Origin of the sequence: Colwellia piezophila ATCC BAA-637, from assembly GCF_000378625.1 — a bacterium.
GTDB lineage: Bacteria > Pseudomonadota > Gammaproteobacteria > Enterobacterales > Alteromonadaceae > Colwellia > Colwellia piezophila.
Genome location: NZ_KB905160.1, coordinates 308,698 through 326,113, shown reverse-complemented (window position 1 = coordinate 326,113; position 17,416 = coordinate 308,698). Strand labels below are relative to the sequence as shown.

The following is a 17,416-nucleotide window of genomic DNA, read 5'->3' as shown; positions in this document are numbered from 1 at the left end:
AGAGTATTAACACTACAAATATTGTAGTTAAAAATTATTTTTACTTTCAAATGCGAGTAATAACCAAGCTAGCGCAAACGCAATACCACCGAATGGGGTTATCTTACCGATTACAGCAAGTTCAAAAAATGATTTGATATATATTGCGCCACAAAAAAACAAAATACCTATGACAAAAGCAATACAGGCACTAAGTAACACCTTAGTGGGTTTAACTGTTTTCAGCCAAACCAAGGTCACAAATAACGCAAGCGTATGAAAAAATTGATATTGTAGCGCAGTTGCCAAGCTTGATTGTACCTTTATAGGGTATGCTTGGCCGCTGTGAGCTAGCCAAGCGCCGAATAGTACAGAAAAACAGCCACTGATACCAACAAAAAACATCATACTTTTAAGTAAAATAACGTTACTTTTTGACTTTACCGCTTGGAACTGCTCAATATTTGCGCTTTTCATACAAATTACTCTTCTTATTGGTTGCTTGTCTTTATTTGGCGGTCGATAAAAAAACTGATTTCATCAACGGCACTTTTCATATGTGCCTGTTGAGTAAAACCTGATTTAACCCGAGGTTTTAAACTGTGATCGCCGTCTTCTAAAAAAACACAGTGGCAATGCTCTGGTAATTGATAACTGTGAATTTCCTCTTTATTTCCCAAGGTATCACGATCACCTTGAATAATTAAAACGGCTTTGCTCGACTCAAATAAAGGTTCAAGACGAAGTTTTTCTGGCTTCTTCGCCGGATGAAAAGGATAACCTAAGCAAAAAACGCCTAACACTTTATTTAGTGCCTTAGGTTTAAGACTATCACTTATGGAAACTAGACTTGCCGCGGCACGGGAGCCCATTGATTTCCCGCCAATAAATAAGGGGATCAGGCTATTCTTTTGCTGTTCAATAACATGCTCAATAACAGTTTCATAACAGACCAACAGCTTGGGCATTCTATCGGGGGGATATCTTGTACCCGTTAATGCCCTTTTATCCATAAAGGGAAAATTAAAACGTATCACATTGATATTTACCTTATTAAGTAACAAGGTTGTTTCTTCCATAAACTCATGGGACATATTAGCGCCGGCACCATGGGCAAAGATGACTTGTGCTTTAGCATTATCGACAATATTTAGCTGTAGGTTGATGTTGCTACCCACTTTAGGGGTTATCACTTGTGGCTGTATTAGTATCTGAACCATTAACTTATTTGCCCATCAGTAATTTGCTCTTGCTCTGCCGCTACCATATCCAACATCCATTTCCTAAACGCACTAATTTTAGCATTATCTTTTTGATTTTCACGACAAACAATAAAGTAAGCATTCTTACTTACTAAAACATCATTAAAAGGACAAACTAGGCGACCCGAATCAATATCCGGTTTAGCTAACACGCTATACGCCAAAGCAACCCCCTGTCCGTGTAGAGCCGCTTGTAGGACCATAGCTGAATGACTAAAAATAGGACCATGATTAACATTAGCTCCTTTAACACCAACTTGTTTAAACCAGCGTTTCCAATCTCTACGAGAGGTATCATGCAGCAAATTATGCTCTGATAAATCGTCTAATGACAAAAGTGGCGGTTTGCCATTGGCAGCATTTTCTTGCATTAACAATGGTGAACAAACGGGAATTAGATATTCAGTATTCAATTTATCAGCATGAATATTTGGCCAGCGACCCCGGCCATAATATATAGCAACATCGACATCTTCTGTCAGCGAGTTCTCTGGCTGTTCAACCGCCTTGATCCTAACATCAATATCTCCATGTAAGGCATTAAAGGTCGTTAACCTGGGCACTAACCATTGAATAGCAAAACTCGCTTGTGAACTGACCGTTATCGCCCCTTTAGCACCACGAGCTAATAATCGCTCCGTGGCTTCATGTATAGAGGTAAAAATATCTTTTATATCCAAATAATACGACTGCCCTTCTTCTGTCAGTAGCAGGGCTCGATTTTTTCGCATAAACAATTTAAGGCCTAAATGCTCTTCTAAAGATTTAATTTGATGACTTATTGCCGCTTGCGTTACAAAAAGTTCTTCTGCTGCTCGGGTAAAGCTGAGCTGCCTTGCTGATGCTTCAAATGCACGCAAAGCGTTTAAGGGGGGGAGTCTATTAGCCAAAAGTCACCTATTAATTATCTATAACATTAAAAATATGCGTTTAAAAAGTGCATAAAAAACCACTATGGAAGCATAACAATTATTCATTAGTTTTTCTAATGAATGACATTAATTTAAGTCATTATTATTTTACAATAAATTTGCGTATTATTCACACCGTAGATGAAGGACATCATCTCAACTTTTTATGAAATTCAAGTACAGCGTGTGCTCCCAACCATACGCTTTATTTTTAAAAAATAAAAACAGCGCGAGAAAAGGTCCTAATAAATCTACAGGGAATTGAAATTTTATTATTAGGTTACTAACAGGACAAACATCATGAATCAAAACATTAAAAAAACTAACTTACTTGTCGCATTATTCGCCACTTCTTTATTAAGTACCACAGCCTTTGCTGCTGTACCTAAAAGCGTATTAGTTAAAGCTGAGCCAGTAGTTAAAACTAGCTTTGTAAACGCGGCACATGTCAGCCTAAAATTTTCTTTAGCGCCCATAAAAATGAATTTCAGCCAACAATCTATTGATAACAACCTTAATAAGCAAAAAATTACGGCGAATCAAAACAAGAGTGTTACTTTAACTAGAGTAAACCTTCTTGCTGAATAATTAGCGGGATAATTAAATTGTACTACACTGTGATACTAGCAACAGCAGCATACGCTAATGAGCTTATCATTGACGGTATCAAAGATAAGCATGCTAACATATTTCAAAATGCTCGCACATTACTGAAATAATACCAAGTCTATTAAGTTAGTTGCCTCTTCGCGCTTACTAGTGCTTTGAGAACTGGTATAAGGTCTTTACGATTAAGATCACAAATAAAAAAAGGTGTCCTAACATTTAAGTTATGACACCTTTTTTATTTGTTAAATTATATGGTGTTAGCCATATTAGTCCCAGTGGTTTTAGCACTGATCAAACTAAAGCTAGTCGGTGATAAGCGGGCTGAACCCTTTTACTAAATCATCAATCGCTTTCATTTGCGCTAAATAAGGCTCTAACTTATCAAGTGGTAATGCACAAGGTCCGTCACATTTCGCTGCAGAAGGATCTGGATGTGCTTCAATAAATAAACCAGCAATGCCAATCGCCATGCCACTACGCGCTAATTGTGCCGCTTGAGCACGACGACCACCGGCACTATCACTTCGGCCTCCTGGCTTCTGTAAGGCATGCGTGGCATCAAATATTACCGGCGCATAATCTTTCATTTCGTCCATTGCCAACATATCAACGACAAGGTTGTTATAGCCATAACAGCTACCACGCTCACACAAGATAATATTGTCGTTACCGGCTTCACCAAATTTGGTGATGATATGCTTCATTTCGTGCGCAGCAAGAAATTGCGGCTTTTTAATATTGATAACAGCGCCGGTCTTAGCCATGGCAACAACAAGGTCTGTTTGTCTGGCTAAAAATGCCGGTAACTGAATAACATCGACCACTTCACTTACCGGTTGAGCTTGGTACTGTTCGTGTACATCGGTGATGATAGGTACATTAAATGTTGATTTAATTTCTTCGAATATCTTCAAGCCTTCATCTAAGCCTGGTCCACGATAAGAGTTTACGGATGAGCGGTTTGCTTTATCAAAAGAAGCCTTAAATACATAAGGTATGCCTAACTTCTGGGTAACTTCGACATAGTGCTCGGCAATTCTCATGGCAAGATCACGCGACTCAAGCACATTCATACCACCAAATAGTACGAAAGGCTGATCATTAGCAACGTCAATGCCTTTTACTGAAACTGATTTAATTGTCATCATTTTTTCCTAATAGAATATTCCTAACAATAATGTATTCCACACGCCTCTTTAACAAAGTATTCGTAAAAAGTACGGTAGATGTACTAGCTAATAGCTTTAAAAATTATCGATATCCATATTTAATGGTAAATAAAAGCCTTAACTAAAATAATGCATCACATCTAAGTGGTATGAATCAATTTGAAGGAAAAAGCACGGAGTTGATAACTATCAATGAGTACTTTTAACGCATAAATTGTTTTATACCACAACGAGATGATGCTTTATTAACTATATAAAAACTTAGCTACCGATGATACGAAGTAACTGTCCACATATCCAAGCCATGTAAGTACCTAGGGCATAACCAACTACCGCAAGTAACACACCAACTGGCGCTAATGACGGATGGAATGCAGAAGCAATAACCGGCGCTGATGCTGCTCCACCTATATTAGCTTTACTGCCCACTGCTAAGTAAAAAATTGGTGCTTTAATCATTCTACCAACAATAAACAATAATATAATGTGAATGGCCATCCAGATAAGGCCAATAACTACATATTTAGGTGCTTCGGCAATTTGTGTGATATCCATATGTAAGCCAATCGTGGCCACTAAAATATATAAGAAACTGCTGCCCACCTTGGAAGCTCCAGCATGTTCAAGCTTTCTTACTCGTGTGAATGACAAAGTTAAGCCGACAGTGGTTACTACAACAATAATCCAGAACAACTTGCTATGTAGACTGAATTTTTTCAACTCTGGGTAGTTCAGCTGAAAAAATGGTACCAATAAGTCAGCTAAGAAATGTGCAAACCCTGCAGCGCCAAATGCGACAGCAAGAATAAGCATAAAGTCTTTTAGCTCAGGCGTGCGTTTATTTGCTTTTTCATTCGCTTCGACCTTGGCAATAAGTTTGTCAATACCTGAGGTATCCGCACCACTTTTCGCATCAATAGCCTTATGATTAGCCGCAATATATAAAAGCCCTGCCATCCAGAGGTTTGCGACAACGATATCTACCGTCACCATGATGGTAAATATTTTACCATCGGCTTCAAAAATCTCTTTCATCGCTAACATGTTAGCGCCACCGCCAATCCAACTACCTGCCAATGCAGCCATGCCACGCCAAACAGCTTCAGGACCAGTAACACCAATAAGCTCTGGCCAAATACCGGAAACGATTAACAAGGAAATTGGGCCGCCGATGACGACACCTATTGTGCCCGTTATAAACATAATCAGTGCTTTACTACCCAAGCCAGCAATAGCTTTAATATCAATGCTTAACGTTAACAGTACTAAACAGGCTGGTAACAGAAAGTATTTTGCCACTTCATCAACTTGGCTTACCTCTGCACTAACAATACCAAAGGTATTAAGAAAAGAAGGTAATAAATAACACATCAGCAGGGCTGGTACATATTTATAAAACTTTTGGCAAAATGAATTCTTACTCGTGGAAGTATAAAATACAAAGCCTAGAATTAGAGTTAAAAGCCCTAGCACTACGGCGTCATTGGTAATGAGTGGCGCATTCGCCACAATATGTTCTTGCATCATTTAGCCTTTTTCTTATTTTGATGAAGTGAAAAATTTAATGAAGGACGGTATTGCCGACATCTATTTTTTCAAGTTGAATTTTTAATATTTTCGCTGCGGGATCTTTAGGACATTGCTCAACGAAATAGCGATAATCATCCACAGCCACTTTAAAACAATCTAATTGATGTAGTAAAAAACCGCGATCTCGGCGTTGTAAAGGGTCATCCGGAGTTAATGACAAGAGAACATCAACGCACATTAATGCCTTATCAAACGTCTGCTCATGAATCAGGGTGTTTTTAAGCGCGGTTAAATGCTCTACTAACGCAACCTGATCTTTAATGGCAGCTAAGTCATGCAGTGATGGATCACCTTCAAGCTCATCTAACCTTATATCAAGTTCGCTCCAATCTAGAGACTCCCCGGTAACGGCATCAAAAATGATAGCGTATTGCTCATCACAGCAAAGACGTAGCATTATTTTATTAGGGATAAAGACTAAGTCAATTTCAAAACCACAAGCGCTAATTATCTCTTTAACAAGTGCAGCTTTGATAATAGGTGACATAGCACGCTGCTTTAATGCCTCAGCAACTTTATAGGCGGAGGTTGGCCAACGTGTTTGATAGCGGTCGATAAATAGGTGCTGAAAATATAATTCATTCAGTAACGATTCAGCCCTCTCTAGCGGTGCTTCTATCTCACAAATGACAGCAATGCATTGGTTGATAATGGTTTCTAAACTATCTAAAGATGCATCGTCGTTGACACTGCCTGCAGCACTATCGGAAAAAACATACTCTTCCAGTAAAATAAGTTTTTGCAGTAGATCTTTATCGACTGATTTTAATTCTGATAAAAACAATTCATTCATAGTAGTTTACGTATACGATTCCATTTATTGCCAGTGCTTAAAATTTTAAATTTACTGTAGTTTTTAACCGAAAAACATCGCTTCTCTGGTCATCGCTAATCGTACTATCAGCATAACCCAACCCATAGCACCTAAAAAGCCAAGAATTTGCATCGGCTTATTACGAGCCAATTTCAGCGTATAGTAACCGGTAAAAATATAAGCAAACAAAGCTAAAATCTTTTCAGCAAGCCACATCTGCTCCATTGGATTTAGATGTAGTTTAACCGCTAGCGAAATACCGGCAATTAACAAAAATGTATCGATAACATGCGGACTGATTTTCAACCATTTACGGTCAAGTTTTTTAGACGCTATCATCATTAAAGTAAAGCGGTAGATGAATAAAGCGATGCTTAATACTGCTAAAGTTATATGTAAATGTTTCACTATGTTTTCCTTTATTGCTCGCCTATAATTTTATAAGCTTACGTTATCAAAATGTTTAAGTTTATAAAGTGTAATGATGAATAAATGATGTATAAATGATTTATAATCGATTAACTTATGTTAAAGCCTTGGCGAAATTGCCCAGGTAATACGTTCATGGCCATTAAGGTCTCTTACTGTTTCTGAGTTTTCATAACCTAAGGTGGTAAGAATGTTGCGAACTGCTTTACCCTGTTGATAGCCATGTTCTAAAAACAGTCTGCCTTGGGCATTTAAAAAACCTAGTGCCTGCTGTGCGATATGCTTAATATCAGCAAAGCCCTGGTCGTGGGCAACCAATGCTGATAGTGGTTCAAAACGCACATCACCTTGGCTTAGGTTCTCATCAAGACCGTCGATATAAGGTGGGTTAGAAACTATCACATCAAACTTGTGCTTATCAACAGCACTAAACCAATTACTTTGAAAAATTTTAACTTGTGTTAGTTGGAGATTTTCAGCATTTTGCTTGGCTAGTTTTACCGCATCAAGGCTAAAATCAACCGCCTGAATTTCCCAAGTAGGCTGCTCTGATGCAAGTGCCAAGGCAATAGCACCCGTGCCGGTACCTAAATCTAAACAATGTAATGACTTAACGTCACTAAAATGCTCGAGCACTAATTCAACTAAAATTTCAGTATCAGGTCGTGGGATAAGCGTTGCTGGCGATACTCGAAAAGGCAGTGACCAAAACTCTTTTACACCGATAATATAAGCAATAGGCTCACCAGATGATCGCCTTTGTAAAAGTGCAAGGTATTGTTGTTCATCTGGCTTATCAAGCTTATTTTCAGGCCAGGTGAGTAGGAAGGTACGATCTTTATTAAGCACAAATGCCAAGAGAATTTGCGCATCGAGTTTAGCACTATCGGAGCAAGAAGCTAATTGCTTCTGCCCAAATGCTATCCAGTTAACTAAACTAGTATTTTTCACCACGTTCACCGACAAAGCTCGAATTAGTTGTGTTCAGATAATTCAGCTAATAAATCTGCTTGGTTTTCTTGCATGATAGGATCCATAACCAAGTGTAAGCTGCCTTCCATTATTTCATTTAAGCGGTATAACGTTAGGTTTATGCGATGGTCACTCATACGGCCTTGCGGGAAGTTATAAGTACGAATACGTTCAGAGCGATCACCACTGGCCACTAAGTTGCGGCGTGATGACTCTTCTGCACTACGACGCTTCTCATCTTCAGCCTGCTGAAGACGAGCTTGCAGTACAGACATCGCTTGTGCTCTGTTTTTATGCTGTGAACGTTGTTCTTGACACTCAACCACAAGGCCCGAAGGGATATGGGTAATTCGAATAGCAGAATCGGTTTTGTTAACATGCTGACCACCCGCGCCTGAAGCACGGAAAGTATCAATTTTCAAATCAGCTTTATTGATTTCAATAGCGTCTGCTTCTGGCATTTCAGGCATAACAACCACGGTACAAGCTGAGGTATGTACTCTGCCTTGAGATTCTGTTTCTGGTACACGTTGCACACGGTGACCACCAGATTCAAATTTCATATGGCCGTAAACGCCTTCACCATTGATTTTCATGATCATTTCTTTATAACCGCCCTGCTCACTTTCATTGCAGTTCATGACTTCAATTTTCCAGCCTTTCTTTTCTGAATAACGACTATACATTCTAAATAGGTCGCCAACAAAAATAGCCGCTTCATCACCGCCAGCACCGGCTCTAATTTCAACAAAACAGTTATTATCGTCTTTAGGATCACGCGGCAGAAGTAAAACTTGTAATTCATCAGCAATAGCAGCAATAGCTTTTTTCGTTTCTTTGTATTCTTCCTGTGCCATTTCTCGCATTTCAGGATCTTCATCTTTAAGCATCAACTCTGCGGCAGAGAAGTCATCTTCAGCACTTTTATAATTATTAAAAACTGAAGTCACCGCTTCAAGCTGCTTAAACTCTTTAGATAAAGCACGAAACTTATCTTGGTTGCTAATGGTTTCAGGATCGGATAATAAGGCCTGTACTTCTTCGAAACGCTCTACTAGTATTTCGAGTTTTTGATAAACTGATGATTTCATTGAGAATGTTCTTATATTTCAGATGAGAAAAACTAAATTCCCGCTATTCTAACACAGTAATAAGCTAATCCACCATGCTATAGAGAAAATGTAAGCAAGAGAATATGTGCAGACTGAATAAGACTTAGGTTAGAGAAGACTTAGGTTTGATAAGGCTAAGCGGAAAGGTTTAGCTTAGAAAACTGACCTGAGTAGTTGCGAAGATATTCACCCACAGATAACGTAGCTACTCTGGTAGGTATTAGTCTTGGGGATCAATATTGAATATATCACGTAAATAAATAAGTTTATCAAGTTCACCACCTTGGGCAGCAGACTGGAGAGCACTGGTAGGTGCATGCATGAATTTATTGGTGAGTTTAGTGGCAAGTTCGCCAAGAACTGCCTCAGAATTTTTACCATTTCTTAATTGGACAAGTGCTTTTTCAAGTAAAACATCACGGTTGTCTATACATTGTTTACGATAACTAATAACCGTATCTTGGGTATTTAAGCCTCGTAACCACGCCATAAAATTATCAGACTGACTATTGACAATACTTTCTGCTTGCACTGCAGCTTTACGGCGATTTTCAATGTTCTTAGCAATGATACCTTGTAAGTCATCAACGGTGTATAAAAACACATCTTCAAGCTCTGAGACTTGCTCTTCTATATCACGAGGTACGGCAAGATCAACCATAAAGATAGGTTGATGCTTACGCGATGCTAAAGCTTGTTCAACCATACCTTTACCTATGATAGGTAAAGTAGAGCCGGTAGAACTGATAACAATATCAGCATGACACATATGCTCAGGTATTTGCGCTAAGGTGATAACATCAGCACCAATTTTTTTAGCCATATTTTCTGCACGGGCTAAAGTTCGGTTAGCCACAGTGATTTTGCCAACCTTATTTTCGTATAAATGTTTGGCAACTAACTCAATAGTTTCACCCGCACCAACCAGTAGTACTTTAGTTTTTTCAAGACCACCAAAAATATGTTTCGCCAAGTTCACTGAGGCAAAAGCAACAGATACTGCACTAGCGCCTATTTCAGTTTCGGTGCGAACTTGTTTAGCAACACCAAAAGTTCGTTGGAATAACCTATCCATAATCAATGACATAGAACCGGCAGCTTTCGCTTGGCTATATGCATGTTTCATTTGCCCGAGAATTTGTGGCTCACCTAAAACAAGCGAGTCTAAACCACAAGCAACACGCATCATATGATTAACGGCCTGCTGATCTTTGTGCCAATATAGGCTAGGTAAAATAGTGGAAGCGGGGACGTTATGATATTTTTCTAACCATTGAATAATGCGTTGCTGGGTAACATCAAAATCACCCTCTTGTACTAGATATAGCTCTGTTCTATTACAGGTAGAAAGTATCGCCACTTCACGGCACTGTACTGCATTAAGCATCTCTTTTAAGGCGGCGGAAAGCTTATCTGGATGAAAAGATATTTTTTCTCTTACCGCTACAGGCGCAGTTTTATGATTAATTCCAACAGCAACTATGGACAAAGTAATAAACCTATTTATGTAAACATTTCCAACAAGTCAGTAAACTTGTTTAACTCATAGCGCAAGTATAACCCAAGACCCGCTATTAAAATATGATCTGTGATAAAAGTCCCTAAAAATAATACAGCTATTTACAAAGGATAAAATGCTATGTTCCAATAGCCATTATCTTATGTATATATGATTAACTTAATGAAGCAACTTTTAAAAACTTACCTTTGTACAGCAACCTTATTCACTTTGATGTTATCTGGTTGTAGTTCAATACCCAACGATGACTTCAAACTAACGATTAAACAAAGCCCTCAACAGCGGGTAGCTAGTTTACAACATTTATCACAGTGGCAAGTAACAGGGAAAATTGCCTTTATTGAAACCAATAATCGTAACAGTGCTTCATTAAATTGGCAGGTAGACGAAAATAACAATAGCCAGCGACTGAGCTTAACCAGTTACTTAGGAATTAATGTTTTACAGCTTAACTCTAAAGGCAACAACCATACCTTGAAAGTAGATGGAAAAACCTACCAAGGTAACGATCTTGCCGCCCTTACCTACTCATTAACGGGTCTAATATTACCAACCAAAGCACTAAGCTTCTGGCTCAAGGGCATTGCTTATCAAGAGAGTGATATTATTAGCTATGATGAAATAACACAGCTACCAAAAACACTATCAAGTCATTATAATAATGAACTCTGGCAAGTAAGTTATAGCCGCTATCAACAAGTTGCTAATTACAGTTTAGCCACTAAAATTTCGATAAAGAAAGAGGGTTTATTGATAAAAATAGCCATAAACGAATGGTCTATTAACACTAAAAATAATTAGTTTGATAACGAAGCCTTTAACGACACCTATACTTAACTCTCTAACAAGTTGAACGACGTAATGACCTGTTTTGCCCTTTCGAACCCATTTCTAAATAAAGCTTTTGAATTTCCCGCGCCCGCAAAGATTAATTTATTTTTGCATATTGTCGGACAGCGCGATGATGGTTATCACAATTTAGAAACCCTGTTCCAGTTTATTGACCACAGCGACACGCTTAACTTAACGGTCACTGAAAAATCAGAAATAACGCTATTGACACCCATTGAAGGCGTTAATAATGAAGATAATTTAATTGTAAAAGCGGCACGACTATTAAAAAAGGCAAGCAATACTGCCTTCGGCGTCAAAATTAGCATTAACAAAATACTGCCTATGGGCGGTGGTTTGGGTGGTGGTTCATCAAACGCAGCTACCGTATTAGTCGCACTGAATACGTTATGGCAATGCCAATTATCATTGACTGAACTAGCAACATTAGGCTTGAGTTTAGGTGCTGACGTACCCATTTTTGTCCATGGCTTTGCCGCTTTTGCTCAAGGGGTTGGTGATGAGCTGAGTGCCATGCATCCACAGGAATGCTGGTACTTAATCACTAAACCCGAATGCAGCATTTCTACTCAACAAGTTTTTACTGCTGTAGAACTGCCTAGAAATACTAAGAGACTATCCTCTTCAGCCCTTGATACCAGTGACTTTATCAATGATAAATTCCATAATGACTGCCAAACACTAGTAATAAAACATTATCCTGAGGTTGCCAAGTTACTGGCTTGGTTGGTAGAATACGCACCCTCAAGAATGACGGGAACTGGTGCGTGTGTTTTTACCCGGTTTTCTAATCAAAGAGAGGCGCGTTCATTACAAGCGAAACTCCCAAAAGGAGTCAGCTCTTTTGTCGCGCAGGGGCTTAATAAGTCGCCATTATGTTCAGTGATGACAAAATTATCACTGAACAAATAAACAGTTAAAAATATTTGCGAACTTAACTAAAACGGCTATTTTAAATGTACTATTGTGCGCAAAATTACTGCTACAGTTAAGTAAGCGTTATACTGCTCAATGATTAGCATTCAATCAAAGAGTCTTTTATTAATGTCAAATGTTTCTGAGGAATCTACAGTGCCTGACATGAAGATTTTTGCGGGTAATGCCACCCCTGAACTGGCCAAGAAAATTTGTGACCGCCTATATATGCCTCTAGGTGATGCGACAGTCGGTAGTTTTAGTGATGGTGAAATATGTGTTGAAATAAATGAAAACGTCCGTGGTGCTGATGTTTTTATTATTCAATCAACCTGTGCTCCAACCAATAATAACTTAATGGAATTAATTGTAATGATAGACGCATTGCGTCGTGCCTCTGCTGGCCGTATCACTGCTGTTATCCCTTACTTTGGTTATGCTCGCCAAGACAGACGCGTACGTAGTGCTCGTGTACCAATTACTGCAAAGGTAGTTGCTGACTTCCTATCAAGCGTTGGTGTTGACCGTGTATTAACGGTTGATTTACATGCCGAGCAAATCCAAGGCTTTTTCGATGTGCCTGTTGATAATGCTTTTGGTACGCCAATCTTATTAGAAGACATGAAGAACCGTAAGTTAGATAATCCGGTGATTGTTTCTCCTGATATTGGTGGTGTAGTGCGAGCTCGTGCCGTTGCCAAGTTGCTTGATGACGCTGACTTAGCCATTATCGATAAACGTCGCCCGAAAGCGAACGTTGCGCAAGTTATGCATATCATTGGCGATGTTGCAGGCCGTGATTGTATTATTGTAGATGATATGATTGATACCGGCGGCACGTTAGTAAAAGCGGCTGAAGCATTAAAAGAACATGGCGCAAAACGTGTAATTGCTTATGCTACTCACCCGGTACTCTCTGGTAATGCAGCGCAAAATCTAAGAGACTCTGTTCTTGATGAAGTGGTAGTAACTGATTCAATTCCACTTTCTGATGAAATTAAAGCGCTTAAAATGGTTCGTCAATTGACCTTGAGTGGCATGCTGAGCGAAGCGATTCGTCGTGTGAGCAATGAAGAGTCAATTTCAGCAATGTTTGATTAATTCCTAAGGGATTATTACCAACCTTGCAAAAAAGCAGCCCGATAACGGCTGCTTTTTTTTGTGCTAACGATTAACGATTAACGATTAACGATTAACGATTATTAACATCACATCATCACTTTAGTCCGCAACTTTAAAGTTCGCATCATTTTTATCTAACAAATATATAGTTTATCTGCAAAAGCCTATATATTAACTAAATCATTCAAACGGATTTAAATGAGGTTAATCAATGCGGATTCAATCTATTGATATACTACGTGGCATAGCAATTCTCGGTATTCTCTTTATGAATATCTATTACCACGGCTTTTTTACAGCAGGCTACGTTGAATTAATGCCAAAGCCCCCTAGTGATACCGCCATAGAAATAATTAACGCTGTATTTTTTGATGGCCGTTTTCGCACACTATTTTGTTTGTTGTTCGGTGCAGGTCTTGCCATTCAATACAAATCATGCAAAAAAAAACAAATATCCGCTAAGTTTTTTTTAACAGCCCGAATGAAATGGCTAATGGGGTTTGGCTTGCTTCATGGCATATTTATTTTTGGCGGTGACATTCTGCTACTTTATGGTATCTGTGCGCTAACTATTCTAAGTTCGCTAGCACTCCCCCTTAAATGCCTTTATAAAAAAGCCATTAAATTCTTGTCGATAGGCATAACCATTACCATAGCTTTAACAGTCTTATTTGTATTTGTTATTGAAGAGCCAACAGTTATTAGGAACTCAGATGAATATCGTGAAATGTATACTTTATGGTTTAGTGGTTATGGCTACCAAATACTTCAGCAAGGTGGCACAGCCTTAGCCTTAGTATTACTTTCACCTATATCAGCTTATTGGCAACTTGCTGGTTTGATGTTACTTGGCGCTTTTCTATATAGAGTTGGCTTCTTTAAAAAGGGCTTCACTAATGCGCAGCTTATAAAAGTGGCTCTAGCAGCAGTTATACTCACCGGTATCGAAACGACCCTAATGTTAACGGTTCCTGCCATTGATAGTGTCATTAGCAGTGAAATGGCTAATGTATCAGCAATATTTGTCGCACTGTTATACGCTCATATAGTCGTAAGAGTGGTGAACAATCAGCATAGTTTTATTAAACTATTTGCAGCACCAGGTAAACTAGCACTCTCTTTATATATTTTTCAATCAATCACGATGGCCGTCCTACTTCGAATTTGGAACCAAGACTTCCATTTGACCGCACACCGACTCGATTATGTGTTAATTGCTTTAGTCTTCACCGTGCTACAAATTGGCCTTGCTCATTGGTATTTACGCTATTTCAGCCAAGGCCCGTTAGAGTATATTTGGCGAAAAGCCTATTGGCGAAGCTTTACCAAAGCGCAAACTTCTCTGCCAGAAGGTCAACAGGTTTAGTTTATCATCGACTAGACTCTACCGTTAATGAGGCTTCACCAGTTTAGTTTGCCTAGAAAGTTAACCTTGTTCAAAACATAACCCTGTCGGTTAAGTCTTTGTTGTGCAATTAGCCATAGCTTTCAGCCGATCTAAATGTTATTATGCGGCGCCTTTTTTATCTAATGGCCTAGTTATTGTTTAGCTATTCATTGATTAAAAAAATGGTATCTCCTTGTTTTTGGTCGCAAAAAACAAGACTTAATTTTTAAGTTTTTTAACTTATTATAACTTTTATACAGAAGAGTATTAAAATGACTGATTTATTAACATTAGAAGCTGAAGTACGTACTGATTTAGGGAAAGGTGCGAGCCGCCGCCTACGTCACGCGGACAAAGTTCCTGCTATCCTTTACGGTGAAGGCAAAGAGTCTGTATCTTTAACTTTAGCGCACAAAGATGTATTCCGTGCTCAACAAGAAGAAACATTCTATACGCAAGTATTAACATTAAATATTGCTGGTAAGCCAGTTGAGTGTTTAATTAAAGACATGCAACGTCACCCGTTCAAGCAATTGGTAATGCATTTAGATTTCATCCGCATTGATCCAAACCATGTTGTTCATGCAAAGACTGCTATTCACTTCATTAATGAAGATGAAGCTGCTAAAACTGGTGCGAACATTGCTCACCACATGAATGAAATCGCTATCACTTGTTTACCAAAAGACTTACCTGAGTTCATTACAATTGACTTAGCCGGTTTAGAACTTGGTCAAACTTTACATTTATCTGATGTTACCTTCCCTGCAGGCGTAACTTCTGACGAATTAGCTAAAGGCGAAGATCACGATCTAGCTGTTGTTTCTGCTAAAGCACCTAAAACTGCTAAAGTAGTTGATGACGAAGAAGCTCCAGCAGAAGAAGCTCCAGCTGCTGAATAATAGCCCCATTCATTTATAATATTATAGATAATGACTATTAAACTAATTGCGGGGCTGGGTAATCCTGGTCCCGAATATAGCAAAACACGCCACAATGCAGGTGTTTGGTTCGTCGAAGAACTAGCACGTTGTCACAACATATCCCTTCGTCCCGAAAAAAAATACTCTGGCCTTTATGGCAAAGGATTAATTGCGGGAAACCTTGTCCACTTATTAATTCCAACCACCTTTATGAATTGTAGCGGTCAAGCAGTTGCACCATTAGCTAATTTTTATAAAATATCAGTCGATGAAATCTTAATTGCTCATGATGAATTAGACATACAACCGGGTGTTTGTAAAATAAAAAAAGGTGGCGGTCACGGCGGACATAATGGCTTACGAGATATAATCGCTCGTATGGCTAATAATAAAGATTTTTACCGGTTACGTATTGGTATTGACCATCCTGGTCACCGCGATAAAGTAACGGGTCACGTATTAGGTAAAGCGCCTAGTGCAGAACAAGCAAAAATAGAACAAGCAATCGACGAAGCCAGTCGATGTCTTGATATTTGGCTAAAAGACGATTTAAAGAAAGCGCAAAATCGCTTACATTCGTTTAAAGCTGAGTAAATATACACAAGTAAATACACGCTAGTAACTATGTGTTAGCAACTAATCAGTAGGTAAAAATTATGGGTTTTAAATGTGGTATCGTTGGCTTGCCTAACGTCGGTAAATCAACACTATTCAATGCACTTACCAAAGCAGGTATTGAAGCGGCAAACTTCCCGTTTTGTACTATTGAGCCTAATACTGGCGTAGTACCGGTACCCGATCCGCGCTTAGATAAATTAACGGCAATAGTAAAACCTGAGCGTGTCTTAGCCACCACTATGGAATTTGTTGATATTGCCGGTCTTGTTGCAGGCGCATCAAAAGGTGAAGGTTTAGGTAACAAGTTTTTAGCTAATATTCGTGAAACTGATGCTATTGGTCACGTAGTTCGCTGCTTTGATAATGACAATATTATTCATGTTGCCAATAAGATTGATCCTGCTGATGATATCGAGGTTATCAATACTGAATTAGCTTTATCTGATATGGACACCGCAGAGCGCGCAATTTTTCGTTTAGCTAAGAAGGCTAAAGGCGGAGATAAAGATGCTAAATTTGAAATGCCTGTTTTAGAAAAAATATTAAAGCATGTTGAAGACGGTAGCATGATTCGTTCATTGGAGTTATCCAAAGAAGAAAAAGCGGCGGTCGAGTACTTAAACTTCTTAACAATCAAACCAACCATGTATATCGCTAACGTCAATGATGATGGTTTTGAAAACAATCCCTACCTTGATATAGTACAAAAGATAGCGGATGCAGAAGGTGCTATCGTTGTTGCTGTGTGTGCTGAAATTGAAAGCGAATTGTCTGAAATGGATGATGAAGACAGAGCTGAATTTATGGCTGATTTAGGGTTAGAAGAACCCGGTCTTAATCGTGTTATCAATGCCGGTTACTCATTACTTCACTTACAGACTTATTTCACGGCTGGTGTAAAAGAAGTACGTGCATGGACTGTCAAACAAAATGCGACTGCACCACAAGCTGCTGGTGTCATTCATACTGACTTTGAAAAAGGCTTTATCCGCGCTGAAATCGTGAGTTATGATGACTTTATCGAATTTAATGGTGAGTCTGGTGCTAAGGAAGCCGGTAAGTGGCGCTTAGAAGGTAAAAGTTACCTCGTAAAAGACGGCGACGTAATTCACTTCCGTTTTAATGTGTAACTTAGCTATTAACTAATACCATTTGAATTAATTAAGGTACAGAATTCAATGAGAATAAATGTTCAAGAACAAGGCGCTTGATTGAGCAATAGCTGGCTATTGG

18 protein-coding genes are annotated in these 17,416 nt (G+C 38.8%); 8 read left to right on the top strand and 10 right to left on the bottom strand.

The genetic code is table 11. From position 1 onward, the window contains the following. Positions 1-27: 27 nt before the first annotated feature. From F580_RS0101555 to F580_RS0101545, 3 genes are read right to left on the bottom strand one after another with little or no spacing between them, the layout of a single operon-like run. Positions 28-456, bottom strand: a complete 429-nt coding sequence (locus F580_RS0101555) for a DUF423 domain-containing protein (RefSeq protein WP_019025936.1) — start codon at positions 454-456, stop codon at positions 28-30. A gap of 14 nt (positions 457-470) precedes the next feature. Next, positions 471-1,199 carry an alpha/beta family hydrolase gene (locus F580_RS0101550; protein WP_019025935.1) on the bottom strand — a complete coding sequence of 243 codons (729 nt, stop codon included), beginning with the start codon at positions 1,197-1,199 and terminating at the stop codon, positions 471-473. After that, positions 1,199-2,131 carry a transcriptional regulator GcvA gene (locus tag F580_RS0101545; RefSeq protein WP_019025934.1) on the bottom strand — a complete coding sequence of 311 codons (933 nt, stop codon included), beginning with the start codon at positions 2,129-2,131 and terminating at the stop codon, positions 1,199-1,201. Before F580_RS0101545 ends, F580_RS0101550 begins: the two co-directional genes overlap by 1 nt. A 321-nt stretch (positions 2,132-2,452) precedes the next feature. Between F580_RS0101545 and F580_RS0101540 the strand changes: the two genes are divergently transcribed. Next, complete coding sequence (locus tag F580_RS0101540; RefSeq protein WP_019025933.1) at positions 2,453-2,740, top strand: hypothetical protein; 288 nt, start codon at positions 2,453-2,455, stop codon at positions 2,738-2,740. 323 nt (positions 2,741-3,063) lie between these two features. On the opposite strand, the gene kdsA is transcribed toward F580_RS0101540, so the two are convergent. The 7 genes from kdsA to hemA form a co-directional block, all read right to left on the bottom strand. Continuing rightward, a complete protein-coding gene (kdsA, locus tag F580_RS0101535; protein WP_019025932.1) occupies positions 3,064-3,906 on the bottom strand; it encodes a 3-deoxy-8-phosphooctulonate synthase in 843 nt (280 codons plus the stop codon). 285 nt (positions 3,907-4,191) lie between these two features. Then, the gene (locus F580_RS0101530) at positions 4,192-5,454 is read right to left on the bottom strand and encodes a DUF819 family protein (RefSeq protein ID WP_026301178.1); all 1,263 of its coding nucleotides are present in this window, start codon (positions 5,452-5,454) and stop codon (positions 4,192-4,194) included. 37 nt (positions 5,455-5,491) lie between these two features. After that, positions 5,492-6,313, bottom strand: a complete 822-nt coding sequence (locus tag F580_RS0101525) for a SirB1 family protein (RefSeq protein ID WP_019025930.1) — start codon at positions 6,311-6,313, stop codon at positions 5,492-5,494. Between the two features lie 63 nt (positions 6,314-6,376). Beyond that, positions 6,377-6,742, bottom strand: coding sequence for a SirB2 family protein (locus F580_RS0101520; RefSeq protein WP_019025929.1), 366 nt, complete (start codon positions 6,740-6,742; stop codon positions 6,377-6,379). A 120-nt stretch (positions 6,743-6,862) separates the two neighbouring features. Further along, positions 6,863-7,714 carry a peptide chain release factor N(5)-glutamine methyltransferase gene (prmC, locus tag F580_RS0101515; RefSeq protein ID WP_019025928.1) on the bottom strand — a complete coding sequence of 284 codons (852 nt, stop codon included), beginning with the start codon at positions 7,712-7,714 and terminating at the stop codon, positions 6,863-6,865. 23 nt (positions 7,715-7,737) lie between these two features. Continuing rightward, a complete protein-coding gene (gene prfA / locus F580_RS0101510) occupies positions 7,738-8,826 on the bottom strand; it encodes a peptide chain release factor 1 (protein ID WP_019025927.1) in 1,089 nt (362 codons plus the stop codon). 241 nt (positions 8,827-9,067) lie between these two features. Further along, entirely contained in the window at positions 9,068-10,336 is a 1,269-nt protein-coding gene (gene hemA, locus F580_RS0101505; protein WP_019025926.1) for a glutamyl-tRNA reductase, read from the bottom strand. Positions 10,337-10,528: 192 nt separating this feature from the next. On the opposite strand from hemA, the gene lolB reads away from it, so the two are divergent. The 7 genes from lolB (at position 10,529) to ychF (ending at position 17,313) form a co-directional block, all read left to right on the top strand. Beyond that, positions 10,529-11,167, top strand: coding sequence for a lipoprotein insertase outer membrane protein LolB (lolB, locus tag F580_RS0101500; protein ID WP_245560575.1), 639 nt, complete (start codon positions 10,529-10,531; stop codon positions 11,165-11,167). 60 nt (positions 11,168-11,227) lie between these two features. Beyond that, positions 11,228-12,130 (top strand): 4-(cytidine 5'-diphospho)-2-C-methyl-D-erythritol kinase, encoded by a 903-nt coding sequence (gene ispE / locus F580_RS0101495; RefSeq protein WP_019025924.1) that lies wholly within the window; start codon positions 11,228-11,230, stop codon positions 12,128-12,130. A 159-nt stretch (positions 12,131-12,289) separates the two neighbouring features. Beyond that, entirely contained in the window at positions 12,290-13,234 is a 945-nt protein-coding gene (locus F580_RS0101490) for a ribose-phosphate pyrophosphokinase (protein ID WP_019025923.1), read from the top strand. 232 nt (positions 13,235-13,466) lie between these two features. Further along, positions 13,467-14,621 carry a DUF418 domain-containing protein gene (locus F580_RS0101485; protein ID WP_019025922.1) on the top strand — a complete coding sequence of 385 codons (1,155 nt, stop codon included), beginning with the start codon at positions 13,467-13,469 and terminating at the stop codon, positions 14,619-14,621. Positions 14,622-14,914: 293 nt separating this feature from the next. Then, positions 14,915-15,544: a 50S ribosomal protein L25/general stress protein Ctc gene (locus F580_RS0101480; protein ID WP_019025921.1), complete on the top strand. Its 630-nt coding sequence runs from the start codon at positions 14,915-14,917 to the stop codon at positions 15,542-15,544. 30 nt (positions 15,545-15,574) lie between these two features. Next, positions 15,575-16,159 (top strand): aminoacyl-tRNA hydrolase, encoded by a 585-nt coding sequence (pth, locus tag F580_RS0101475; RefSeq protein ID WP_019025920.1) that lies wholly within the window; start codon positions 15,575-15,577, stop codon positions 16,157-16,159. Between the two features lie 62 nt (positions 16,160-16,221). Further along, on the top strand, positions 16,222-17,313 hold the full coding sequence (gene ychF / locus F580_RS0101470; RefSeq protein WP_019025919.1) for a redox-regulated ATPase YchF: 1,092 nt from the start codon (positions 16,222-16,224) through the stop codon (positions 17,311-17,313). The last annotated feature ends 103 nt before the right edge of the window (positions 17,314-17,416 follow it).

Excerpts from the sequence above, each read along its gene's own strand:
- F580_RS0101555 (WP_019025936.1), bottom strand. The coding sequence starts at position 456 with ATGAAAAGCGCAAATATTGAGCAGTTCCAAGCGGTAAAGTCAAAAAGT.
- F580_RS0101550 (WP_019025935.1), bottom strand. The coding sequence starts at position 1,199 with ATGGTTCAGATACTAATACAGCCACAAGTGATAACCCCTAAAGTGGGT.
- F580_RS0101540 (WP_019025933.1), top strand. The coding sequence starts at position 2,453 with ATGAATCAAAACATTAAAAAAACTAACTTACTTGTCGCATTATTCGCC.
- kdsA (WP_019025932.1), bottom strand. The coding sequence starts at position 3,906 with ATGACAATTAAATCAGTTTCAGTAAAAGGCATTGACGTTGCTAATGAT.
- F580_RS0101530 (WP_026301178.1), bottom strand. The coding sequence starts at position 5,454 with ATGCAAGAACATATTGTGGCGAATGCGCCACTCATTACCAATGACGCC.
- F580_RS0101525 (WP_019025930.1), bottom strand. The coding sequence starts at position 6,313 with ATGAATGAATTGTTTTTATCAGAATTAAAATCAGTCGATAAAGATCTA.
- prfA (WP_019025927.1), bottom strand. The coding sequence starts at position 8,826 with ATGAAATCATCAGTTTATCAAAAACTCGAAATACTAGTAGAGCGTTTC.
- lolB (WP_245560575.1), top strand. The coding sequence starts at position 10,529 with ATGAAGCAACTTTTAAAAACTTACCTTTGTACAGCAACCTTATTCACT.
- ispE (WP_019025924.1), top strand. The coding sequence starts at position 11,228 with ATGACCTGTTTTGCCCTTTCGAACCCATTTCTAAATAAAGCTTTTGAA.
- F580_RS0101485 (WP_019025922.1), top strand. The coding sequence starts at position 13,467 with ATGCGGATTCAATCTATTGATATACTACGTGGCATAGCAATTCTCGGT.
- F580_RS0101480 (WP_019025921.1), top strand. The coding sequence starts at position 14,915 with ATGACTGATTTATTAACATTAGAAGCTGAAGTACGTACTGATTTAGGG.
- pth (WP_019025920.1), top strand. The coding sequence starts at position 15,575 with ATGACTATTAAACTAATTGCGGGGCTGGGTAATCCTGGTCCCGAATAT.
- ychF (WP_019025919.1), top strand. The coding sequence starts at position 16,222 with ATGGGTTTTAAATGTGGTATCGTTGGCTTGCCTAACGTCGGTAAATCA.